Origin of the sequence: Halioglobus japonicus (assembly GCF_001983995.1) — a bacterium.
Lineage (GTDB): Bacteria > Pseudomonadota > Gammaproteobacteria > Pseudomonadales > Halieaceae > Halioglobus > Halioglobus japonicus.
In genome coordinates, this window is sequence record NZ_CP019450.1 from 3,532,098 (window position 1) to 3,552,988 (window position 20,891).

The following is a 20,891-nucleotide window of genomic DNA, read 5'->3' on the forward strand; positions in this document are numbered from 1 at the left end:
CGCGCCTAGAGGTAATCGCGAGTCATGTCCAATGAGGCATGCCATAGGGTATCCGCCAAGGCCTCGTCGTGGAGGTAGCTATCTCCCTCCACGAGCGTGGCAGTGCAGTCTTCGAAATAGGCGCCATTCACACCCGCAACTTCCGGGTGCGCCGCAAGATACACCTGGGTGGCCGCGCCCTCCTCGACAGACTTGCCCACCACCGGGGCCAGGGAATCGTAAGCGCGCCGAAACCAGGCAGGATAACTTCTCGCAATGCTGGTACCCACCATACCCGGGTGCAGGGAATTGGACGTCGCAGAAGTACCCTCAAACTGTTTCGCGAGCTGTAGCGAAAACAGCGCGTTGGCGAGTTTCGACTGACCATATTTCTGCAGACGGCTAAGGCCTTTGTCTGTGGAAAGGCTGTCGAAATCAATACCGCCCGCGGGCGCCCGAAGATAGGCTGCGGCGCTGGACAGATGAATGACGCGCCCCGCGTCTGCCGCATGGACCAGGGGCAGGATACGATTAAGCAGAATAAAGTGGCCGAGATAATTCACGCGGAAAGTCTGTTCAATACCGCCGTCGAGCACAAACTCGGTATCGCCGCTAAAGCCTGCGTTGGCCACCACCATATCCAGCGGCCGATCCAATGACGCCAGGAACTGTGCACAGTCGACCGCAGACTGAAAGTCCGACAGTTCAAGCACCGCCGGCGTTGTTTCCCCCGCCACACTCGCGCAGGCCAACTCCGCCTTCTCAAGTGTGCGACCGGTGCCAATCACATGAGCGCCACGAGCAGCGAGCACCCGCATGGTTTCCAGACCCAGGCCAGAGTTACACCCGGTAACCAGCGCTGTCTTGCCTGTGAGATTCAGGCCGCTGGCCACGGACTCGGCCGTGGCATCCGCGCTGAAACTGCCCACGGGAAAACGCCTGTCAGGCACCTTGCTATAACCGCTGCTATCGCACGCCACCAGACCAGTGGCAGCCGTCGCCACCCCCAGTTGCATAAAGGTTCTTCTGCCTATTCCCTGCATAGCTTTGCCCCGTCACGAATCAGCCCCGGCCACGTATGCGGCCTGAACACTACAAACATTAGAGCAGGTTAAAACCCCCGGGTAAACTCCGCGCAATGGTCTGGCCACTGCCAAGCAATCTATGGAATTCAATTACGGACTGCTTAAGTCGACCAAAAAGAAAGCCCCTACCGCGAACGGCAGGGGCCTCAACTCACTCCAACGCTATTAGAACGACATGTTCAATTCGACACCGTAGTGGTCAGGCGGGCTGTACTGGCCAAACGTGCTGATGCCAATGGGGATCACCCGGGCATAGCGCTCGTCGCCAATGTTGCGGCCGTACACACTGATGGTGAAATGCTCACCCCAGTTCAGATCGACACTGGCACTGTGGAAACCACCGGCATCGACGAGACCACGCTCATCGTTATTGAGAATAGTGTGATACTCATCGCGCCAGCGGTAGTTGTAGTGCAGACCTAACTCAATGGCGCCCATGGGCAGGTAGTAATCCAGCCCCACATTCAATGTAGATTCCGGCGCATTGCGCAACTCGAGGCCAGAGTTGTCTACCGGATTGCCCTCGGAATCAGACACGGTGAAATCGGAGAATTCCGCATCGATAAACCCGGTGTTCAGGAAGCCGCTGAGGCTGCGGGAAATCTGCGCGGTCAGTTCAAGCTCCAGGCCCGAGATTTCCACGTCTGCTGCGTTGTTTACGATCGTGGTCACGTTGCCGTCACCCAGATTGGTAATCACCTCTTCCTGTTTGTCCGTGTAGTCACTGTAGAAGGCGGTCGCGTTGAAACGCAGGCGGTTGTCAAACCACTCGCTTTTCAGGCCGATCTCGTAGGTATCCACATACTCGGGGTCGTAGGAATTAATGTCATCCACGTTCTGGGTACGAGCGAAGAAACCGCCGCTCTTGAAACCACTGGCGAAAGAGCCAAACACCATCATGTCGTCGCTGATGTCATACAACAGCGCAATACGAGGAGAAAACTCTGTCCAGTCATCCTTGAAGTTCTGCACCTGTCCGCCGGGCATAATTTCCATCGCTCTGCCATCGGGCAGGTTGAGCATGAAGTTCGGGGTACCGGTCGCAAGCTTGCGCTCTTCCTGGGTAATGCGGCCACCCAGGTTCAGCATCAGTCGCTCGGTCAACTGCCAGTCCATGGAGGCAAACGCAGAGTAGGCTTCGTTCTCACCAGTGCCGTCCAGTTGGCTGGACACCGCGCCAGGCCAAAGACCACCCTCGGGACCAAAGCCAATGCCCAGGTAGTACCACATGTCGAAGGATTCCTGGAACTGATCGTATTCCGAGTTCCAGTAGTAGAGACCCGCGGTGAGATTAATATTCTGGGGCAGATCGCCATTAATGCGCAGCTCCTGACTGAATTGCTCATACTCCTGCTCAGCGAGCACGGTCAGAAACTCCACCTGTGCCGCGTCATACTCTACTCGGAAATCTTCGGTCCGCTCGATGTAGCCAGTAATCGAGGTCAGAATCCAATCGCCGATCGTCCAGTTGGCAGTCAGGTTGTAGAACTCGTTGGTCACATCCGAGGTGTTCGGTGCATTCTGCGGTGAGTTATCCTCAGCGCTGTCTACGTCCAGTTCCTCACAGCCACTCCCAAAGGGCGCGCCACTGGCTTCCGGGGAATACCGGCAGGCGGCACACCGCCCACTGAAATCAGGCAGGCAAGATCAGCAAAGCTGTTAAAGTTCGACCAGGCACCCACATCGGACTCATCATCAATCCGCTCGGCGGTGAACGAAACATCGAAATTCTCAGTGAACTCATAGAAAATCTTGGCGCCGTATTGCGTGTAGTCCTGGGCACCGAGGTCACCGTCGTAGACTGTCGCCTCCATATAGCCATCATGCTGGCTGGCGCTGGCATACAGTTTCAGGCCACCGTTCTCGCCCAGCGGCGTGTTCAACAAGCCGCGCAACTCGCGTAAATCCCAGCTGCCAACGGTTAGCTGAACCTTGCCACCCCACTCGCCGGTGGGAGCGCTGCGCACAATGTTGAGTGCACCTGCCGTTGTGTTTTTACCGAACAGTGTTCCCTGCGGACCCCGCAGAACTTCAATACGCTCCATATCAAAGTTGTGCAGCAGGCCGCCAGCCACAACACCCATGTACACGCCATCAAGAATGACGCCAGCGGGCGGATCGACACTCTTGTCAGTCTCCTGGAAGCTGATACCGCGAATAGAAATGGACGCGCCATTATTGCCGGCAATACGGTCAATGTTGACGTTCGGGGCATAGTTTTCGACATCCCGGATGGACCTGACCGTCGAGCGATTCAACTCTTCGGTAAGCGAGGTCCTGTCACGGCAACGTCCTGCATAGACTCCTCCCGTTTCCGGGCGGTGACGATCACCTCCTCCAGTGCAACGCGTTCCGACTGGGCAATGGCCTGGGGTGCGGTTACACCCGAGGCGGCCACAGCACAGGCCAGCACAGTTTTAAGCATACATCGTTGTTTCATCGGTTCGTCACCTCTTATTGTTGCGCTTGCAAACGCTATTGGTACCGCAGAAAAACACCGAAACCTTCCCTGGTTATTGCTTGGAGAGATCAGCTCTCAAAATCAGGAATCGCCCCCAGGTACTGTGCCGTCGTAGGAGGCTTTGGAAATCGCATCGCCATCGAACTTCAGCGCCATTTCCGGAATCAGTTCGATAATCACCCGCAGCGGTGTATCAAGATGCTGCATGGCCGCCTCGGGCGTGGGGGCCGGATACGGCGAAATAATGTCGGCCATGGCCGGATAGAACCAATCCTTGGTGGCCTGGTCTTCATGGAGCACCACCCTGCCCTTATAGGTGATCTGCTTGCCGGGCCCCATATCGGTGCCCATGCTCGTGATCACTACCGACGCACGCGGATCGCGCTGTAACGCCTTAATACGGGGGCGCTGTTTGGTTGCCGTCAGCCAGATCGATCCGTCCCTGGCCACATAGTTCATGATCACGCCCATGCCGTGACCTTCCTTGTTCGTCCAGATGAAGTTGCACTCCACCTGCTTGCGCAAAAGCTCCTGCTCGCGCTCCTCTGACAATTTGTAAAGTGTGACGTCTTCGTAGCCCTGCACAATGGCCTCCCGTTAAAAACGTGGTAAATGACCGGTCTGCTGACCGCCCGCCAGATCGAGGATCTGACCATTGATAAATCCGGAACGTGCGCCGTCCGCGAAGAACAATGCCGCCTCGGCCATGTCATTGAGGGTGCCCATACGCCCTGCCGGCGTCTCGGCAACGTGGGCTGCAATAATCGGCTCCACTTCGAACAATGGCCCGGTCATGTCAGTTTCGATCAAGCCGGCCGCAATGGAGTTGAAACGAATTTTCTGCCCCTGGTACTCCTGAGCAGCCACCTTGATGGCGTAGTCGATACCCGCGCGGGCACCCGAATACACAGACAGAGTCGGGCCGGGAAGTCGCGCGGTCAGCGATGACACCACCATGACAGAGCCGCCTTCAGACATAACCGCGGCAGCATGCTTGAAGAACAGCAGTGCGCCGATAAAACTCACTTCCAGTGTCGGTCGCGCGTCTTCAGCAGTGAGTTCGGCAATCAGTACTGAGGAATACACCCCGGCAGAAAATACCGCGATGTCGACACTGCCATAGGTGTTGATCGCGCTGAAAAACAAGGCTTCGATCTGCGCCTCGTCCGTGACATCACACGCCACTGCGAGTCCGCCGATCTCATTGGCCAGCGCCTCCAAGGGCTCGCGGCGGCGCGCAGAGACAACCACGTTGGCGCCCTCGCTGGCCAGCTTGCGTGCAATCGCTACGCCAATGTTTTCTTCGCCGGAAGCGCCGACAATGACGGCGGTTTTTCCTGTCAGACTACCCATTGTGTTTCCCTGTTTTTATAGTTCTGAATGCACGTGACCACCATCGACGACTAGCGACGTCCCGGTCATGTGCGAGCCTGCATCAGAGGCCAGCAATAGCAGCGGCCCGAACAGCTCTTCAATTTCGCCCGCGCGCTGCTGAGGAATGCGCGACTTAAGCTGCGCGCCCTCTGCACTGGCCAGCCAGTCACTGGTAATCTCCGTGGCAAAGTAGCCAGGGCACAGCGCATTGACGCGAATATTGTGTTGCGCAAGCTCCAGTGCCGCGGCGCGAGTGAATTGCACCACCCCGGCTTTGGCCGCCGCATAACTGGTGAGAAAACTCTGCACGCGAATCGAGAGAATCGAGGCGATATTGACAATACTTCCTGCAACATCAGCCGCGACCATACGCGCTGCGCAGGCTTTGGTGACATAGGCAACGCTACTGAGATTGGTGTTGATCAGCTTATCCCAGGCCTCATCTTCCATATGCAGTAGCGGCTGGGGCATGCTGATACCGGCATTGTTGATCACCACAGTGATCGTGCCAAATTCTGCTTCAGCGGCATCCAGCGCCGCGTCAATGGAAACCCGGTCCGTGACATCCATAGCCACAGCCATCGCCTTGCCACCCGCGTCGAGAATGGCGTCGCGAGCCTCCTCGAGCCGATCGATACGACGTGCCGCGAGTACCACGCTCGCGCCCGCCGCCGATAGCGCGTATGCAAACTCGCGCCCAAATCCGCTGGACGCGCCCGTGACCAGCGCAACCTTGCCTTGCAGTGAAAACGGCGCGAGTAACGCCTGAGCGCGCGCGTCCAACTCAGTCGTCAATGTACTTGCTCAGCGTTTGGTGAAAATGGCGAATACGCACTTCCTGATAGTTGGCGAGCACCACTTCACCGGTGCGCAGGTTGTGCAGCCCCTTCTGGACCATCTTCAGGTTAGAGAAGTCCTGGTCAAATACCTTGCCCAGACCACCTTCCATACCTTCGGCCTCAGAGAACAGCTGATCTTTGTCCAGGCGCTGCACAGGCACGTCATCCGGACGCGGCTGATCTTCCGGGTAGCGCATCAGGAAAATGATTTCCATCGTGCACATATCGTGGCGATCACCATAGGGCTTCATGCGGTACGTGAGATTGGGCTGAAAACCCGCCCAGGGCGCAAAGTTTGGGAACAGCGAGTAAAGAATCGAATCCATAATCTCGCTCTGGGTACTGAAAGCCCCCACATCGACGCCATACTGTTCGCCAAACATTTTGAAATAAAAGTCAGCAAGGTATTCGCGCGCGCTCATCCCTTCGGGGACTTCAAGCGTCTCGTCCTCTGGTAGCGCCATTGCATGGTGCAACCATTCGTTCACCGTCTGGTTCGGAGGAATGTCTTCAAGGTGAGGACTGACAACCCCCATAGGCGAAATCGTACGGCTGACATTGTCGCCCCAGATATCGTACTGGGAGTTGGAATCGCCCAGATACGTCATGATTTGCGGGTGCGTGGCCACCGTGTGGTAGGACTCAATAAACGCTTCCCAGGCGAGTTTCCAGTTGCACTCAATGACTTTCTCGATGTGCAGCGCCTTGAACGTATTCTCCGGTGTCCAACGCTCAAAGTGTTGCGGTAAAATACCCATGTAGCTCTGCAGGGATTCCGCCTGCAAATCCATGTTGATAAACACCCAACCACCCCAGGTATCCACAAGCACTTCAGGCAGAGAGAATTCCTCTTCCTTGATGTGCGGGAAATCCCATTGGCAGGGCGCCCCGAGGAAATCGCCTTCCAGGCTCCAACGGAAACCGTGGAAGGGGCATTTAAATTCACGCGCAGTGCCGGACTCCACACTCCGCAGGGCTCTGCCCCGGTGCAGGCAGGCATTGTGATATCCCTTGATGGCGCCACTTTCGGTGCGGGTGACAACAATCGAATAGCGCGCGATATCGTAGGTAAAGAAATCACCCGGGCGACCGATTTCAGTTTCCCGGCACACGGCCTGCCAGGTGCGATTCCACATGTGCTCCACTTCCTTGTCGTGAAATTCGCGACTCAGGTAGCGGTCTGTGGGAATATTCTCTGAACCAAGAAAGGTGTCGGTACTCTCGCGCAACGCATCAGGCACCGGATTGGTCTCTTTATCCAGCATCTCCTGATAGGTTTCACCATCGGAGCGAATAACCTTGCGCCCGTCTGCCAGCTCAATCGTTCTGCTCATATCACTAACCTCTCAACGCTGCAGAATGGTGACGGCGCTGATGCCGGGCGCGCCGTATACGTGGGTGTATCCGAGCCTGGGTTCACCGGGCACCTGGTGGTCACCAGCCTGATGGCGCAACTGCAATACCGTTTCATAGACCTGGCGCAGCCCTGAGGCACCAATCGGCTCACCGTTGGCCAGACATCCGCCGTCAGTGTTCACCGGCATGGAACCACCGATATGCGTTGCGCCCGACTGAATCAGGTGCTCCTGTTCGCCGTGTTCACAAAAGCCATTCTCTGCCATATGCATGATTTCAGCGCCGGATTCCGTGTCCTGCAATTGCATGACATCAATGTCCTTTGGCCCGACACCGGCCATTTCGAAGGCGGCCTTGGCGGCGTCGTAGGTTGGCCCCTCTGCTTCTACCAGCGCCTGGCTGGGCGCAAACACTTCGAAAGAGCCGTAGCGGCGCGACTTGAGCACCGCCGACTTCAGATAGATGGGGGTGTCGGTGTACAGGTGGGCCTTGTCTGCGCGAGACAGCACAAGGGCAACGCCGCCCTCAGCGGGCGCACAGAACATGTACTTGGTGAGAGGGTCGTTCACCATCATTGAGTTGGCGATCTCCTCAACCGGCACCGGCTGGCGCCGCCAGGCATTGGGGTTGAGTGAACCATTAATGAAAGCCTTCTCCGCTACCTTGGCCAGGGTGTCTTTGCCAATGCCGAACTGGTGCATGTATTTTTGTATTTTCATGGCGAAGAACTGCGTGGTCAGCATCATGCCCACCTCGCCGTACCACTGCCCCAGTCCCAGCGCTGCCGGGTCTGCGTCAAAAGCGCCCCGATCGTGTTTATCAAAACCGGTCACCAGCCCGAGATCGAACAGGCCCGATTTAATCGTGTTGTAAGCCGAAATCAGTGAGCTACCACCGGTGGCACAGCCGTTTGCCACATTCATAAACGGGATACCCGTCAGACCCAGTTCATTGCTGAGCGCGTCTGCGTTGCCCGAGCTGGCGCTGCCACCAAACGCGAACTGGATATCCTTCCATTCAATCCCTGCATCCTTGAGCGCGGCGCGGGCGGCCACAGCCCCCTGCTGCATGCCACTCAAGGCGGGCATGCGTCCGAACGGGTGAATCCCGATACCAACAATTGCTACATCCATGTCCATATCAGTTGTCCTGCACCGGCTTGAAGAAGAAACTCACAACCTCATCGCCGTTTTCGTCTTTGCGGAATGTGTCGAACACCACTTCCATCTCCATACCGATTTCCAGCTTGGCCGGGTCGTTCTCCGTCAGGCGACCTTCCACCCGCACACCGCCAGGCAATTCCACGTAACCGACACCATAAGGCGTAAAGGTCTCCATAGTTTCGCCGCTGTTGTAAGGGGGTTTGGGCATGAACTGCTGAATAGTCCAGGTCCACAATGTGCCGCGGCGCGGCAACTCTTCACGGACGACCTCCTGACTACCGCATGCCATGCAGGAATCGCCCGCAGGGAACTGCGCAATACCACAGTTTTTACAGCGGCTGCCAAGCAGCGCGGGGTTTTCCGATGGCCAGGTGAACAGGCCCTCGGCAATGGCAACTCGATTCATCATAAAGTGAGGTCTTGCATCCAGTTGGCGTGAAATCCATTGGGCACGCGGCCCGGTATATGCACCTTGGCAACCGGACCAGCAGCCACATCGCCCGCCTGGATAATGCTCAGGAACGGACCTTCGCCGGGGTTGTGCACATAACACATCAGCCAGCCATCCTCTTCGCGATCGCTGTCCGGGTTGGGCACATGCACGGGTTCACCGGCATTGGCCTCGGGACCGTACTCCCACAGTGCCACTTCACCGGTCTCGAAATCGAAACTGCCAGTACAGTTATAACCGTGGGCATCACCCCAGTCCCTGTTCGTACATGTGGCAAAACCGAGACGATAGTCCTTGCCCATAAGGCGCTCATCAATGCGCGAGAATTCGCAGAAGACATTGGAGAACTGTTCATTGGTCACAGCGCGGCTCTTGGGATCTAGCGTCATGCGGTACATGCGTCGCGGCTGCTTCTCCACACCGGTGCCCTGTGCCTGGGTAAAGGGAATGGAGTTAATCCACACATAGTCGATAACAATCTTGCCGTCGCGTTCAAAACCATTGCAGAAGTGCCAGCTAAAGAACGCCTCAGTTTCAAAGGTCATCTGTGGGCTGACACCGTCGCGAGGAATGACGATAATTTTGGTGCCCAGTTCGGGCTGCCATTCAAACGGATCCTCGCCGCGCATGGCTTTCTCCACACTGTGGAACGCGGGCGCATAGAAGATCACAATGAAGTTCTGGGTGATTTGCAGGTCGTGGATGATGCCCTTGCGTGGGAACTCCACCTGGATGCTCTGCTTGTGGCGCGCATGCTTGTCAAAGACCTGAACCGTGTAGTTCGGGCTGTCCCAGCGCTGAGTACAGGAGACCAGATCGCCACTGTCGGGACAAATTTTCGGGTGCGCCGTCAGCGCATCACCGGGCTGCAGGGCGCCGTCGTAATCGAACAGGCCCACCGTCGACAAGTCGTTATTCAGCAGGTGCGGAAAACCGCCCTCCCACATCGCCAGCAGTTTGCCACCGTGGTAAAGCACATTGGTGTTGGCTGTGTTTCTGACCGGACTGGGCTCACCGCCCGCCTCAATCACTTCCGGGGGCACCTCCAGCAGCTTACCGACACTACCGTAAATGGTGCGCCCGAACTGACGCTCGGTTTTCAGGTGGCTGGTTTCCACCCAGCGGTTCTTGTACTCGACGTGACCGTCTTTGAAGTACACCGCATGCACCATGCCATCGCCGTCAAGCGGGTAGACATAGTGATTGGGCTGAAAGGCGACATTGGCGCCGTCGCGCATAAAGGCGCCGCGCAGTTTCTTGGGAATCTCACCCTCAACGCGCAGCTCTGCCTCGGCGAGGTCTCGTTCCTCGCTGACAGGTGCATAATTACCCTGCAAATAGGGAAAGGCACTCAAATCCATAACGCTACCCCTTCTTATGACTATGTTGGCAATCAACGGATTGCTCGAAATACTAGCAGCACCCAAAAGATAAAAACAGTCTCGTTTGTTTCTTTTTTTGAAAAAGCGGTCTACAGTCACACTCACAACCGGGAGAACAGCATGAATAACATTGAGGATCAGCTGGCGCTGCAGGGCCTGATGGGCGCTTATGTCGACGCCGCCAACCGCCGTGACAGCGATGCATGGGCGGCCACCTGGGCTGAGGATGGCGTCTGGTGCCTGATGGGCATGGACGTTGAGGGCCGCCAGGCAATGGTCGAGCTTTGGCAACAGGTCATGGCGGGCTTTGAATTCGCCATACTCATGCCCTCCTCGCACCAGTTTGTTATCGATGGCGACCGCGCGACCGGCCACTGGTATCTGCAGGAATTCACCCGCAACCTCGAAGGCCAGTCCATGCAGGCTCTGAGCCGCTATGACGACGATTACGTCCGCCAGGATGGGCGATGGTATTACCAGCGCCGCAGCTACCAGTTCCTGTACCAGGGCAGCGGCGACCTGAACGGGGAGTACACTCCGCTACCGTGAAGCCTGAGCAAAAGCAGTCAGACCTGATTGTTTTATCGAATAGCTTCTGCTAGCGTCTTATGCATCCGCACGATAACGCAATAACACTCCGGAGAACGGCATGACTGTACTGGTAGCTGGCACTGTAGATATCCTCGATGGCGACCGCGACAAGGCCCTCGCCGCTTCCGCGGCACTGATGGCAGAAACCCGCAGTCAGCCCGGCTGCAGGCACTATGTGTGGGCCGCCGACCCCACCTCTGAAACGCGGGTCCATGTGTACGAGAACTGGGAGAGCTCAGAGGCTCTCAATGCCCATCTTGCAGGTCCCTATTATCTGCAGATGTTGGGCATTCTCGGGGAGTACAACGTGGTAAATACAGAGGTATTGAAGTTCCGCAGCGAGCTCGAGGAGCCCGTGTACGACCCTGAAGGCCGTCCGCGCGGCGACTTCTTCACTGCCTGATTCGAGCACGACGATGACCCAGAAAGACGTTAAAACCTACTGCCGTTTCTGCCACGCCTACTGCCCCATGGTGGCCACGGTAAAGGACGATCGCCTGATTGCCCTCGCACCGGACACAGACAATGAGATTTACGGTGGCTATACCTGCGTAAAGGGCCGCCAGATGCTCGAGCAGATCTATCAACCCGAGCGCTTTGAACACTCCCAGAAGCGCGCCAGCGACGGCTCACTTTCCCCTATCGCCAGCACAGACGCTCTGGACGAAATCGCGACACAGCTGAGCGAGATTCTGGCCAAGTACGGCCCCCGCGCTATCGCGAGTTACAACGGCACCTACTCATTTCAGAACTCCGCGGCCCACTCGGTAGCACGTGCATTTCACGGGGCCATCGAATCGCCCTCCTACTACACCAGCGTTACCATCGACCAGCCCGCCAAAGTGGCCATTGCCCCGCCCGCATGGGTGTGTGGACGGCGGGCAATCACATGTGGAGCGATTCAGATGTCTCCCTGGTGATAGGCAATAACACCCTCATTTCACACTTCTCTGTGCCCGGCGGCGTGCCTTCGTTCAGCCCCGCCAACGCCCTGCGCGAAGGCCGCAAGCGAGGCCTGAAACTGATTGTGATCGACCCCCGCGAATCCGAGGTCGCCAAGCGGGCTGACCTGCACCTGCAGATCAAGCCCGGTCAGGATGCCGCGCTGCTGGCCTGCATGATTCAGATCGTTATTCGTGAGGGCCTTTATGAACAGGCATTCTGCGAGGAACACACGCGTAGCTTCGATACCCTGGACGAGGCCACCCAGCCATTCACACCAGAAAAAGTCGCGGCTGCGGCAGGCGTACCTGAAGCGCAAATTTACGAGGCGGCACGCATCTTTGGACGCGGCCCACGCGGTTCTGCTGCCACAGGTACCGGCCCGGAGATGGGTCCTCACCCCAACCTGATGCAGCATTTGTCGCTTTGCCTGAATGCCATTTGCGGCCGCCACACTCGCGCTGGCGAACGCATGCCCAACACGGGCGTACTGACTCCCGAGGCACCGGTGTTCGCCCAGGCCATGCCGCCTCAGCCACAGTGGCTGCAGGAAGGTGAGCGCAGTCGCGTCGTCGATGACGTCTATGAAACCACCGTGCTATCCCCTTACGGCCCTCTCAATGAAATGCCGACGGGCCTGATGGCGGATGAAATCCTCGAGCCTGGCGACGACAAAATCCGCGCACTCATCTGTGTCGGCGGCAACCCGGCGCTGGCCTGCCCCGACCAGGAAAAAATGCACCGCGCCCTCGCCGATCTGGACCTGCTGGTGTGCGTGGACATAAAGGAGTCCGCCACCGCACAACTGGCCGACTACATTCTCGCGCCCAAGGTGTGCCTGGAACGCGAGGATGTCACCCTTCTCACCGATATCTGGCATGACAAACCCTACAGCCAATATACCCAGGCAGTGGTTCCCGCCCGTGGCGATGAGGTCGAAGAGTGGCAGGTGTTCTGGGAACTGGCCAAACGCATGGGCGTGACACTGGAACTGAATGGCGAACCGGTCGATATGGAGACCCTGCCACCCAAGCTCGACCTGTTACGCAGCATGACACGCGGATCGCGGGTACCCATCGACGAGATCGCTGCGCGCGAGGGCGGTCATGTGTATGACCTGGCAGACGTGATCGCCGAGCCGGCGGACCCGGCGACAAAGGGTCACCTGGAACTGTTCCCAGAAGGACTGGGCGATGAACTGGCAACGGCGTATGCCGATATGGATGCGAACAACAGCGATTACCCGCTGCTGCTCGTCAGCCGGCGCATGAAGTACACCCACAATTCCACCGGCCCGGAACTCAGCCTGCTGCGCGCCAAGAACAGCTATAACCCGACCTTTATGCACTCGGACGATCTGGAGGCACTGGGCCTGGAGGACGGCGACGAGATCAGCGTTGCCTCGCGCCACGGCGACATCCCTGGCATTGTGCATCGCAGTGACGATATCAAGCCCGGCGTAGTCTCCATGTCACACAGTTGGGGCGGCAACCCCGACCCTGAGCACAACGTGGATACACAGTTTCGCAACATGGGCAGTAACACCAATCGACTCATCGACAACCTGCGCGAGATTGAACGTTACTCGGCCATGCCGCGGCTGAGCAGTATCCCGGTATCGATTACGAAACGCGCGCCCTAAAGTGGGCGCGATGCGCTACAATAGTCGCCCGCTCGCAGGGAACAAACAGGCGAGACGTTTTGCACGTAAACGGAGAGGACATGGAAAAGGCTAAGGGCGACGCCGCAACAGGCCAGGATATTAGCTGGCAGGCACAAAAAAGTGCGATGACCAGGGACCGCATTCTCGATGCGGCCATCAATTGCTTCATCAGCCTGGGGTACACCAATGTCACTACCGCCAAAGTCGCCAGCGCGGCCGGCGTGTCGCGCGGTGCCATGCTGCATCACTTCCCCTCCAAGACAGAACTCATCCAGGCCGCGGTCGAATACCTGCACCAGCAGTTGCTGGAAGACTACAGCAGTCGCGTGCGCAAAATTCCCGCCACAGCCAAGGGCCAGAAACGCCGTCGCGCCGGTATTGACGCCTACTGGCAATACCTGACGGGCGACCTGTTCACTGCCTATCACGAACTGTGTGTGGCCGGCCGTACCGACGCAGAACTGAAAGAAATTCTGGAAGAATCCACGCGTCGGTTCGATCAACACGTTGCCGAGAGCAACTCTGAATTATTCAGCGAGTGGAATGACCACGGCGAACGTTTCCTGATTGCCATGGACCTGACCAAATTCCTGATGGAAGGCATGGCTGTCGGGCAGATTGTCAGCAATCGCGACAAGCGTGTTAAACGCATGCTGGATTACCTGGCAGATCGCCTGGAAGAAATTTTCCAGGAGGGCGAATCAGGCGCCATCGGCCGCCACTCGGCCAAAAACAGCTAAGCGGGCAGCTTACGCTACCCGCAACTGCAGGTAGCGTTCCAAATGGTAGTCGCCGTCACCGTAAAGTTTTGACAACAGCAGCAAGCGCTTGAACAAGTGACCCACGATCAGTTCATCGGTCATGCCAATCCCGCCATGTAATTGCACCGCCTCGTGTGAAACGAACCGGCTCGCTTCCGCAAGTTTCACCTTGAGCCCCGCGCGCGCTGCCGGCGCCTCCTCACTGCACTCGTCGGTGAGAATAGCGGCGTTGTACAGCAGAGACCGGGTCTCTTCCAGCTTGAGGTACATATCGGCCATGCGGTGCTGGAGGGCCTGGAATCGACCAATAGGCTGACCAAACTGCTCGCGTGTCTTGGTGTACTCCACGGTAGCGTCCAGCAACACCTGCATAGCGCCCACGCCTTCGGCGGCCATAGCGATGATCGCCGGGGCCAATGCCTGCTCCAGTGCCGTGGACGATAAGTGGCAAACCAGCGTCGCCGCCACCGCGTCAAACGTCAGGTGTGCGCCGCGACTGCCATCAACCGCCGTGAAATCGTTGCGGGAAATGCCCGGGCTGTTTGCATCCAGTAACAGCAACGCCGGCTCATGCCCCACCAGCGCCGTGACTAACAGGTAGTCGGCGATGTGGCCATTGAGCACGGAAATTTTCGTGCCGCTCAGAAACAGGCTGTCGGCATCGCCGCTCGCAGAGGCCTCAATGCTGTCCCAGCTATAACCGCTGCCTCGCTCAGCAAAGGCGAAGGCCCACTGGCGCTCTCCCGCCATCAACCCGGGCAAATAGGTTTGTCGTAGCGCTTGCGGTGCCAGAGATGCCAAGAGCGCGCCGCAGGTGATGACGGTATGCAAGAGAGGCTCGCGTACCACACCCTGCCCCAGCGCCTCGCATAACACCATCAGATCAGTGGCTGAGCCATCCAGGCCGCCGTCGGCTGCCGCAAACGGCAGCGCCAGCCAGCCCAGTTCCGCGAACGTCGCCCAGGCCGCTGGATCAAAGCCCTCGGCGCCCGCCATCAACGTTCGGTGACGCTCTACGCCACCCGCGCGCTGGATGTACTTTTGTACGCTCTCGCGCAGCAGTAACTGCTCTTCGGTGAGGGAAAAATCCACAACAATACACTCTGATGTTTTTGGCCATGCTAGCAAGGCCATCACATCAAAACAATCAATCCCTACTGTTTTATTTGTGAGGCATGCGCTAGCCTAAGCCGGACAGTGCCGCGGAGAAGATGATGAGCAAGCTGAACCTGAGTGCCGACGAAGTCCTTATGACAACGCGAGCCGTGCGCAAGCGCCTCGATTTTGACCGATCAGTGGAACCGGCACTACTGCGCGAGTGCCTGGATATCGCCCTACAGGCTCCGTCCGGCTCAAACTCGCAGGGCTGGCATTTTATGCTGGTCACGGAGCAATCACTGATCGATACGATTGCAGCCTACTACCGCGAGGCGTTCGCCGCCTATGAGGCCAGCGAAGCCCAACCGCTAAAGCAGCATCTGGACGACCCCTCGATGGCACCAACTCAGGCGCGGGTACTCAATTCCGCGCAGTACCTGGCAGCCAACCTGCACCGCATACCGGCGCTACTCATACCGTGTATGCAGGGCCGCGCAGATACGCCAGGCCTGCCTGCCAGCGTCATCGCGGGTATGTTTGGTTCTATCATACCCGCCACCTGGAGTTTTATGCTGGCCGCCCGAGAGCGCGGTCTGGGTACCTGTTGGACAACACTGCATCTCAACTACGAACGGGAGATCGCCGCGCTGCTGGGGATTCCCGATGAATACAGCCAGGTGGCCATGATTCCGATTGCTTACACCCAGGGCACCCACTTTTCACCTGCCCCGCGCAAGGCGCTCGGCGATTGCCTGCACCTGAACAAGTGGCACAATAACGGCGCCGGATAACATGAGGAAATCGCTGTGACCCAACAAGGAACAAGACTGGATTATGAGGTTGGCGACCTGCGCTGCCACGGGGAATATTTCAGCCCGGAAGGCCAGGGTCCCTTCCCAGTGATACTGGTCATACACGCCTGGGACGGCCTCGGAGATGAGGTTCGTGGCAAGTGCCAGCGCCTGGCTGACGCTGGCTACATCGCCCTGGCGCTGGACGTCCACGGCAACGGCACATTCCACACCGATTTTGACACCGTGCAGGCGGTGCTGGCGCCCTACATGCAGGACAGGGTCATGCTGCTGGCGCGGCTGGTAGCGGCCCTGGACAGCGTGACAATGATCCCGAATGCAGACACCGCGCGCATAGGCTGCATGGGATATTGCTTCGGCGGCATGTGCGCACTGGACCTGGCAAGGTCGGGCGGGCCTGCCATCAAGGCCGCCGTGTCGTTCCACGGCATCCTCCCCCCGAATGGCCTGGAAGACACCCCTATTACCGCCCCGGTGTTGGTACTCAATGGGGCCGACGACCCGATGGTCCCACTGGAAGCCATAGACGCATTCCAGCAGGAAATGACGGCGCGCGGCGCGGACTGGCAATTAATCAACTACGGCCACACCCTGCACGGCTTCACCCGCAAGGCGGCCAATAATCCCGCAGGCGGCGTGCTGTATAACGAGCACGCCGATAAGCGCTCCTGGCGCGCCATGCTCGACTTCTTCGCCGAGGTACTCTGACTGTGCACAAGGTACCGCCTGAGGCAGAGATCCGCGCCCTGACCGGCCACCAGTTCCCAGGCGGCCACTACACTATTGAGCACTGGGAAAACGTTCTGCTCACCGGCTGCACGGGTGCCGATCTGCTGCCGGGCGGGCTGGCTCATCCCGCCGCGCTATTTCATCTGCCGATTGTTGGCAGCGGCACCAGCATTGCCGAAATGTTCGCCCTCGGTCAGGCAGAGTCAGATCTCTCGATCATGATAGAAAGCTACGAATGGGAATTTTTCCAGCCACTGCAGGAAGAGCGTGAATACGGGGAGGAGGGCTATATTGCCAGTGCTGAGAGGCATGACGACAGCGAGCGCGAATACGATCGCATTCAGTTTGCGTTTGACGTCTCTGCACAGGACCGGGCCGTCGCCCGCTCTACCGTGACCTGGCACTACACGAGGAATACGTTGTGAACTGTGTTGAAGGTCAGGCCATTCCCGAGTGGGTTATGCCTGAAGTGCCCGCTGAACGTATGCGTACCATGGCGGCGATATTGCGCGACCCGAACCCGCTGCACTGGGACCGGGACGCGGTAGCCGCACTCCCTCTGGGGCTCGGCCGACGCACAATCAATCAGGGCCCACTGGGCCTCAGCTATATGGTCAACATGCTGCACGCCTGGGCGGGACCAGATTCCATCAGGCGCCTGGTCATGCGTTTTCCGCAGGTAGTTCTCGACGGCGAACATGTTGTCGCCAGAGGCACGGTAACCGCCGTGGTTGAAGATCAGGGCGAGCGCTACGCCGACTGTGACATCTGGCTGGAGCACGCCGAACGCGGCGTACTCCTCGAAGGCGAAGCCCGGGTAGCGCTTACGTGATCACTCGTCCTCGAGCATAAATTCGCGAATCGCGAAAAACGGTGGTGAACCGGCACCGACCAGACGCTCATTAAATTCCTTGTAGGAAAAAGCATCACCTTTCTTGGCGCGGTACTCGGCGAGAATATCCTCGATGGCCAGGAAGCCGGCGTAATAACTGGATAACTGTACGGCGCCCATTTTGGCGCGACCCAACTTACCCTGGGCTTCACCGGGCTGCTGATAGCCGCGCTCAATCATCAGCGCCAGGGCCTCCTCTTCCGGCCAATCCGTACGATTCAACTTGAGATCAATAATGGCGTTAGTCAGCGCGCGCAGTACCATCTTGATATCGGTCATCTGCTGCAACTCATGCCCCAGGGGATGATTCGGATACACCGTATACCCTTCGGCGACAAGTTGCGTCGTGATGTAACTCGCCCAGCCCTCTACCATCGGCCCGTTGAAAAACACCTTGGGAATCAGGCGTTCGGCGCGGTTGGAATACTCCAACTGAACGAAATGGCCTGGCACGCCTTCGTGAATGTAGACGATGGCCAGCATGGTCCGGTTGTACTCTTTCAGGTAATCCGGGGCACTGCGCAGCAGCTCAATGTCCCAGAACCACACCGATTCCAGGTGCGGCTCGAAGGCGGGAGCAGTCTGGATAAAAGCCACCGAGTTGCCACTCAGTTGCGGCGGCACAGGCTCGATGCGCAATTTGGTGGCGGGCGGCAGGTCCATCAGGTCATTGTCTTTAACAAACGCGATAATGCCGTCGGCCAGGGCATAACTGTCTTCCACCAGCGAGTCCGGGGTGGGCCGATCTTCCGACAGCTTGGCGAACACATTGCGCACCACCGCCTGATCGGATTGCTCAGCTGCCGGCGCATAGGTCCCTGCTTCAATTTCTTCAACCAGATAGGCATCGTGAATACGGCGGGCCAGCGCCTCCAGTTCACGGTTGTTATCCTCGAGCGCCTGCTCAGCACGGGCAAGCAGTTCGTCCGGTGTCAGGTAGTAGTCATTCTGCAAATCGAACTGACGGTCATAAATGGCTTTACCGGTGCGCCACTCGCTCGCCTCGCGCGGCATCACGGTAGCCTGATACCAGGCCGTGAACGCCTTGATCTGCTCGCGGGCATCGCTGCAATCTTCAAGAATCTGGCGCTGCTGATCATCACTCAGTGAGGAGGATGCCAACAAGTCGGGAATCGTCTTATCAAACAGACCGCCGTCGCGATCCAGACCACCCAGCTGTGCCAGGGCGGTTTTCTTGTGCTGTTCTGTCGGCAGAACATCATCCGGCGCGAGAGAGGCCTTCACCCCACCAAGATAATCGCCCGTCGCAGCACAGCGTTTACCCAGGCTACTTAGGCGCTGATCCAGCGGTGCAAAGTCACGCATTAACAGTGAGGAGAGCCCAGTGGACAGTGCACTACTCCAGGTGAAGGGGCTGGCACCGCTGCCCAACTCGCGCGAGTTGAACAGGTGCAACTCCACGCGTTTTTTCAGAATATGCAAATCGATCTGATCGCTGCGGGACAGGGCTGACGCACCAATGCCCTCGAGCTTGGCCAACAGCGTTTCACGGGCACTATCGAAGGACGCGCGGGCGACCGGGCTGGCATCCGCCATCCGGTCGTCATAGCGAGTAGGCTCCGCAGCCGTGCCATGCAGGCCGCGAAACACGCTGTTGTGAGGTGACTGCTCCAGGGTCAGTTCAAGGTACAGGCGCCCCAGTTCATTGATGTCACGCTCGGCAGCTACCTGCTGCTCCCACGCGGAGCGATCCCAGGAAGCCTCGGCCTGGGTGACAGCGGCGAAGCTGAGAGGGGCAGCCAGACTCATTGCGGCTGCCAGAAGACGAATATAGAGCATGAGTGCGCCTCTTCGATGAACTAGAAGGCGCGCACTCTAACACAATCCAGCGCTAGCCGGCGGGTCGCCAGGTGCCGTGGAAACCGGGGGGACCCGATGCGAAAGATGCGCCTTGGCCAGCGGGCCCGCGGCAATATCCAGGGCGTCGAACACCCACAGGCCGCTCAGGCGAGTATCGAAGTCTGTCACCACCGCGAGCAGATACCCCTCGCCTTCGGCCGCGTCCTCTGAACGAGGGACAAACAGTGCTTCTGACACCATGCCGTTGCCACAGGAGTATTGAACCGTGGTATTGGTACTGTGATCCCAGTGCCCAATGGTGTTGTAGAGGTTTTCATTCACCTCCATGTCGCTCTTCACATTGCCATCGGTGGTGGTATACCAGCCATGCCGGTAGTCCTGGCCGGCATAGCGCGGATCAACCTGGGGAAACTCCAGTTCGAACCCATCCAGTGGCGCGGAAATCACCTCCGCCTCCGGATTGTTCATATCGATCGTCCAGCGGCAGAGCTTGCTCTTGGTACTACCAGTGGGCTCACCATCGGGCGTGGGGAACAATGGCACCAGGGGGAACTGGGCAGCGTCAATACTGATCACACCGTCACGATCAAAGGCATTCATAAAGTGGAATACGAAGCAGGTGTCCATCTTCAGCCAGCGAATATCCTCGGCAGTCTCTGCATTGCGCGGCAACACCGCCACATGCACGCCCTTGTCGGGCTCCCAGGCGAAGGGAGGCCCACCGGTCATGGCGCGATCGAGGCTGCCCGTAATCGGGAATATGGGCACCACGATATAGTTCTCGGTGATCACGAAGTCGTGCACCATCGCCGAGTAGGGCGTGGGAATATGAATACTCTGAGTGAGCAGGCCGTCAGCGCTGACCTTGTGCACCATAACATCTTCCGAGAAGGGCCCGGTGGCCATATAGGCAAAGAACACCATTTCTCCGGTGGCCGGATCGACCTTGGGGTGAGCGGTCATCGCAGTATGCAACTTGCCGCGATACGTCCAGCTGCCAATCGAATCAAGAGTAATTGGATCGATCTCGTAGGGCTGGTGGCCCTCCTCCATAATCAGCATGCGCCCGCCATGCCAGACGGCGGCGGTATTGGCCAGACCTTCCTTATCGGTGAGTGGGAAATCTGAGTAATCCGGGTCGCAGTCAAAGGGGTTGAGAGCGTTAATCAGCGCACGCCCCTCAACATCCTCCATATTGAACTTGGCGGTGCGCACCCAGCGGTTAATGTAGTCGACGCGACCTCCATTGATGTGGAAGGCATGCACCATGCCGTCACCCGCAAACAGATGGTAGTCGCCACGGGGCTTCCAGCGCTGATTGGGACCTACCCGATAGAGCGTACCCGATAAATCAGCGGGCATTTCTCCTTCAATCATCAGGTCGCTGGCCTCACATTCCATCTGGATCGGCGCCCAGGGGAAATTGAGGAAGGTGCTATCAGAAGGCATAGGTTCAGCCATGACGTACTCTCTTATATTTATGTGACCGACC

General features: G+C 58.1%; 23 protein-coding genes. 9 read left to right on the plus strand and 14 right to left on the minus strand.

The genetic code is table 11. The annotated features are described in order from the left end of the window. Nucleotides 1–5 precede the first annotated feature (5 nt). The 11 genes from BST95_RS16585 to BST95_RS16630 all read right to left on the minus strand — a co-directional run bounded on the left by BST95_RS16585 (nucleotide 6) and on the right by BST95_RS16630 (nucleotide 10,069). Entirely contained in the window at nucleotides 6–995 is a 990-nt protein-coding gene (locus BST95_RS16585) for an SDR family NAD(P)-dependent oxidoreductase (RefSeq protein WP_229801606.1), read from the minus strand. 234 nt (nucleotides 996–1,229) lie between these two features. After that, nucleotides 1,230–2,705 carry a TonB-dependent receptor domain-containing protein gene (locus tag BST95_RS16590; protein ID WP_084200604.1) on the minus strand — a complete coding sequence of 492 codons (1,476 nt, stop codon included), beginning with the start codon at nucleotides 2,703–2,705 and terminating at the stop codon, nucleotides 1,230–1,232. Further along, nucleotides 2,612–3,322 (minus strand): TonB-dependent receptor plug domain-containing protein, encoded by a 711-nt coding sequence (locus BST95_RS16595; RefSeq protein WP_169843978.1) that lies wholly within the window; start codon nucleotides 3,320–3,322, stop codon nucleotides 2,612–2,614. Before BST95_RS16595 ends, BST95_RS16590 begins: the two co-directional genes overlap by 94 nt. Then, nucleotides 3,319–3,504 carry a hypothetical protein gene (locus BST95_RS19970; protein ID WP_146004144.1) on the minus strand — a complete coding sequence of 62 codons (186 nt, stop codon included), beginning with the start codon at nucleotides 3,502–3,504 and terminating at the stop codon, nucleotides 3,319–3,321. Before BST95_RS19970 ends, BST95_RS16595 begins: the two co-directional genes overlap by 4 nt. Nucleotides 3,505–3,606: 102 nt before the next feature. Beyond that, nucleotides 3,607–4,110, minus strand: a complete 504-nt coding sequence (locus tag BST95_RS16600) for a pyridoxamine 5'-phosphate oxidase family protein (RefSeq protein ID WP_066050011.1) — start codon at nucleotides 4,108–4,110, stop codon at nucleotides 3,607–3,609. 12 nt (nucleotides 4,111–4,122) lie between these two features. After that, on the minus strand, nucleotides 4,123–4,878 hold the full coding sequence (locus tag BST95_RS16605; RefSeq protein ID WP_084200606.1) for an SDR family NAD(P)-dependent oxidoreductase: 756 nt from the start codon (nucleotides 4,876–4,878) through the stop codon (nucleotides 4,123–4,125). Nucleotides 4,879–4,893: 15 nt separating this feature from the next. Next, nucleotides 4,894–5,694: an SDR family NAD(P)-dependent oxidoreductase gene (locus BST95_RS16610; protein ID WP_229801607.1), complete on the minus strand. Its 801-nt coding sequence runs from the start codon at nucleotides 5,692–5,694 to the stop codon at nucleotides 4,894–4,896. Continuing rightward, entirely contained in the window at nucleotides 5,684–7,072 is a 1,389-nt protein-coding gene (locus BST95_RS16615) for an aromatic ring-hydroxylating oxygenase subunit alpha (protein WP_084200608.1), read from the minus strand. The genes BST95_RS16610 and BST95_RS16615 overlap by 11 nt, the downstream gene beginning before the upstream one ends. 12 nt (nucleotides 7,073–7,084) lie before the next feature. Beyond that, nucleotides 7,085–8,233, minus strand: a complete 1,149-nt coding sequence (locus BST95_RS16620) for a thiolase family protein (RefSeq protein ID WP_229801608.1) — start codon at nucleotides 8,231–8,233, stop codon at nucleotides 7,085–7,087. Between the two features lies 1 nt (nucleotide 8,234). Next, complete coding sequence (locus BST95_RS16625) at nucleotides 8,235–8,666, minus strand: Zn-ribbon domain-containing OB-fold protein (protein WP_066050021.1); 432 nt, start codon at nucleotides 8,664–8,666, stop codon at nucleotides 8,235–8,237. Continuing rightward, on the minus strand, nucleotides 8,663–10,069 hold the full coding sequence (locus BST95_RS16630; RefSeq protein ID WP_084200609.1) for a carotenoid oxygenase family protein: 1,407 nt from the start codon (nucleotides 10,067–10,069) through the stop codon (nucleotides 8,663–8,665). The genes BST95_RS16625 and BST95_RS16630 overlap by 4 nt, the downstream gene beginning before the upstream one ends. Before the next feature lie 141 nt (nucleotides 10,070–10,210). Here BST95_RS16630 and BST95_RS16635 point away from each other — a divergent pair, with 141 nt between their 5' ends. The 5 genes from BST95_RS16635 to BST95_RS16655 all read left to right on the plus strand — a co-directional run bounded on the left by BST95_RS16635 (nucleotide 10,211) and on the right by BST95_RS16655 (nucleotide 14,026). Further along, complete coding sequence (locus tag BST95_RS16635; RefSeq protein ID WP_084200610.1) at nucleotides 10,211–10,639, plus strand: nuclear transport factor 2 family protein; 429 nt, start codon at nucleotides 10,211–10,213, stop codon at nucleotides 10,637–10,639. 100 nt (nucleotides 10,640–10,739) lie between these two features. Then, entirely contained in the window at nucleotides 10,740–11,084 is a 345-nt protein-coding gene (locus BST95_RS16640) for a putative quinol monooxygenase (protein ID WP_084200611.1), read from the plus strand. A gap of 13 nt (nucleotides 11,085–11,097) precedes the next feature. Continuing rightward, on the plus strand, nucleotides 11,098–11,601 hold the full coding sequence (locus BST95_RS16645) for a molybdopterin-binding domain-containing protein (protein ID WP_084200612.1): 504 nt from the start codon (nucleotides 11,098–11,100) through the stop codon (nucleotides 11,599–11,601). Next, nucleotides 11,571–13,265 carry a molybdopterin-containing oxidoreductase family protein gene (locus tag BST95_RS16650; protein ID WP_169843979.1) on the plus strand — a complete coding sequence of 565 codons (1,695 nt, stop codon included), beginning with the start codon at nucleotides 11,571–11,573 and terminating at the stop codon, nucleotides 13,263–13,265. Before BST95_RS16645 ends, BST95_RS16650 begins: the two co-directional genes overlap by 31 nt. An 80-nt stretch (nucleotides 13,266–13,345) precedes the next feature. Then, on the plus strand, nucleotides 13,346–14,026 hold the full coding sequence (locus tag BST95_RS16655) for a TetR/AcrR family transcriptional regulator (protein ID WP_084200614.1): 681 nt from the start codon (nucleotides 13,346–13,348) through the stop codon (nucleotides 14,024–14,026). A 9-nt stretch (nucleotides 14,027–14,035) separates the two neighbouring features. Here BST95_RS16655 and BST95_RS16660 read toward each other — a convergent pair whose 3' ends face one another. Further along, entirely contained in the window at nucleotides 14,036–15,139 is a 1,104-nt protein-coding gene (locus tag BST95_RS16660; protein ID WP_169843980.1) for an acyl-CoA dehydrogenase family protein, read from the minus strand. A 122-nt stretch (nucleotides 15,140–15,261) separates the two neighbouring features. Here BST95_RS16660 and BST95_RS16665 point away from each other — a divergent pair, with 122 nt between their 5' ends. From BST95_RS16665 to BST95_RS16680, 4 genes are read left to right on the plus strand one after another with little or no spacing between them, the layout of a single operon-like run. After that, the gene (locus tag BST95_RS16665; RefSeq protein ID WP_084200616.1) at nucleotides 15,262–15,936 is read left to right on the plus strand and encodes a nitroreductase family protein; all 675 of its coding nucleotides are present in this window, start codon (nucleotides 15,262–15,264) and stop codon (nucleotides 15,934–15,936) included. Nucleotides 15,937–15,951: 15 nt separating this feature from the next. Next, complete coding sequence (locus BST95_RS16670; protein ID WP_169843981.1) at nucleotides 15,952–16,665, plus strand: dienelactone hydrolase family protein; 714 nt, start codon at nucleotides 15,952–15,954, stop codon at nucleotides 16,663–16,665. Between the two features lie 2 nt (nucleotides 16,666–16,667). Continuing rightward, complete coding sequence (locus tag BST95_RS16675) at nucleotides 16,668–17,111, plus strand: hypothetical protein (RefSeq protein ID WP_084200618.1); 444 nt, start codon at nucleotides 16,668–16,670, stop codon at nucleotides 17,109–17,111. After that, nucleotides 17,108–17,518: a MaoC family dehydratase gene (locus BST95_RS16680; protein WP_084200619.1), complete on the plus strand. Its 411-nt coding sequence runs from the start codon at nucleotides 17,108–17,110 to the stop codon at nucleotides 17,516–17,518. Before BST95_RS16675 ends, BST95_RS16680 begins: the two co-directional genes overlap by 4 nt. Here BST95_RS16680 and BST95_RS16685 read toward each other — a convergent pair whose 3' ends face one another. Together BST95_RS16685 and BST95_RS16690 are read right to left on the minus strand one after the other, a co-directional pair. Beyond that, nucleotides 17,519–19,378 (minus strand): DUF885 domain-containing protein, encoded by a 1,860-nt coding sequence (locus BST95_RS16685; RefSeq protein ID WP_084200620.1) that lies wholly within the window; start codon nucleotides 19,376–19,378, stop codon nucleotides 17,519–17,521. It lies immediately after the preceding gene. A gap of 36 nt (nucleotides 19,379–19,414) precedes the next feature. Then, complete coding sequence (locus BST95_RS16690) at nucleotides 19,415–20,860, minus strand: carotenoid oxygenase family protein (RefSeq protein ID WP_240500223.1); 1,446 nt, start codon at nucleotides 20,858–20,860, stop codon at nucleotides 19,415–19,417. Nucleotides 20,861–20,891: the final 31 nt, after the last annotated feature.

Excerpts from the sequence above, each read along its gene's own strand:
- BST95_RS16585 (WP_229801606.1), bottom strand. The coding sequence starts at position 995 with ATGCAACTGGGGGTGGCGACGGCTGCCACTGGTCTGGTGGCGTGCGAT.
- BST95_RS19970 (WP_146004144.1), bottom strand. The coding sequence starts at position 3,504 with ATGAAACAACGATGTATGCTTAAAACTGTGCTGGCCTGTGCTGTGGCC.
- BST95_RS16605 (WP_084200606.1), bottom strand. The coding sequence starts at position 4,878 with ATGGGTAGTCTGACAGGAAAAACCGCCGTCATTGTCGGCGCTTCCGGC.
- BST95_RS16615 (WP_084200608.1), bottom strand. The coding sequence starts at position 7,072 with ATGAGCAGAACGATTGAGCTGGCAGACGGGCGCAAGGTTATTCGCTCC.
- BST95_RS16620 (WP_229801608.1), bottom strand. The coding sequence starts at position 8,233 with ATGGACATGGATGTAGCAATTGTTGGTATCGGGATTCACCCGTTCGGA.
- BST95_RS16625 (WP_066050021.1), bottom strand. The coding sequence starts at position 8,666 with ATGATGAATCGAGTTGCCATTGCCGAGGGCCTGTTCACCTGGCCATCG.
- BST95_RS16630 (WP_084200609.1), bottom strand. The coding sequence starts at position 10,069 with ATGGATTTGAGTGCCTTTCCCTATTTGCAGGGTAATTATGCACCTGTC.
- BST95_RS16635 (WP_084200610.1), top strand. The coding sequence starts at position 10,211 with ATGAATAACATTGAGGATCAGCTGGCGCTGCAGGGCCTGATGGGCGCT.
- BST95_RS16640 (WP_084200611.1), top strand. The coding sequence starts at position 10,740 with ATGACTGTACTGGTAGCTGGCACTGTAGATATCCTCGATGGCGACCGC.
- BST95_RS16645 (WP_084200612.1), top strand. The coding sequence starts at position 11,098 with ATGACCCAGAAAGACGTTAAAACCTACTGCCGTTTCTGCCACGCCTAC.
- BST95_RS16650 (WP_169843979.1), top strand. The coding sequence starts at position 11,571 with ATGTGGAGCGATTCAGATGTCTCCCTGGTGATAGGCAATAACACCCTC.
- BST95_RS16655 (WP_084200614.1), top strand. The coding sequence starts at position 13,346 with ATGGAAAAGGCTAAGGGCGACGCCGCAACAGGCCAGGATATTAGCTGG.
- BST95_RS16665 (WP_084200616.1), top strand. The coding sequence starts at position 15,262 with ATGAGCAAGCTGAACCTGAGTGCCGACGAAGTCCTTATGACAACGCGA.
- BST95_RS16685 (WP_084200620.1), bottom strand. The coding sequence starts at position 19,378 with ATGCTCTATATTCGTCTTCTGGCAGCCGCAATGAGTCTGGCTGCCCCT.
- BST95_RS16690 (WP_240500223.1), bottom strand. The coding sequence starts at position 20,860 with ATGGCTGAACCTATGCCTTCTGATAGCACCTTCCTCAATTTCCCCTGG.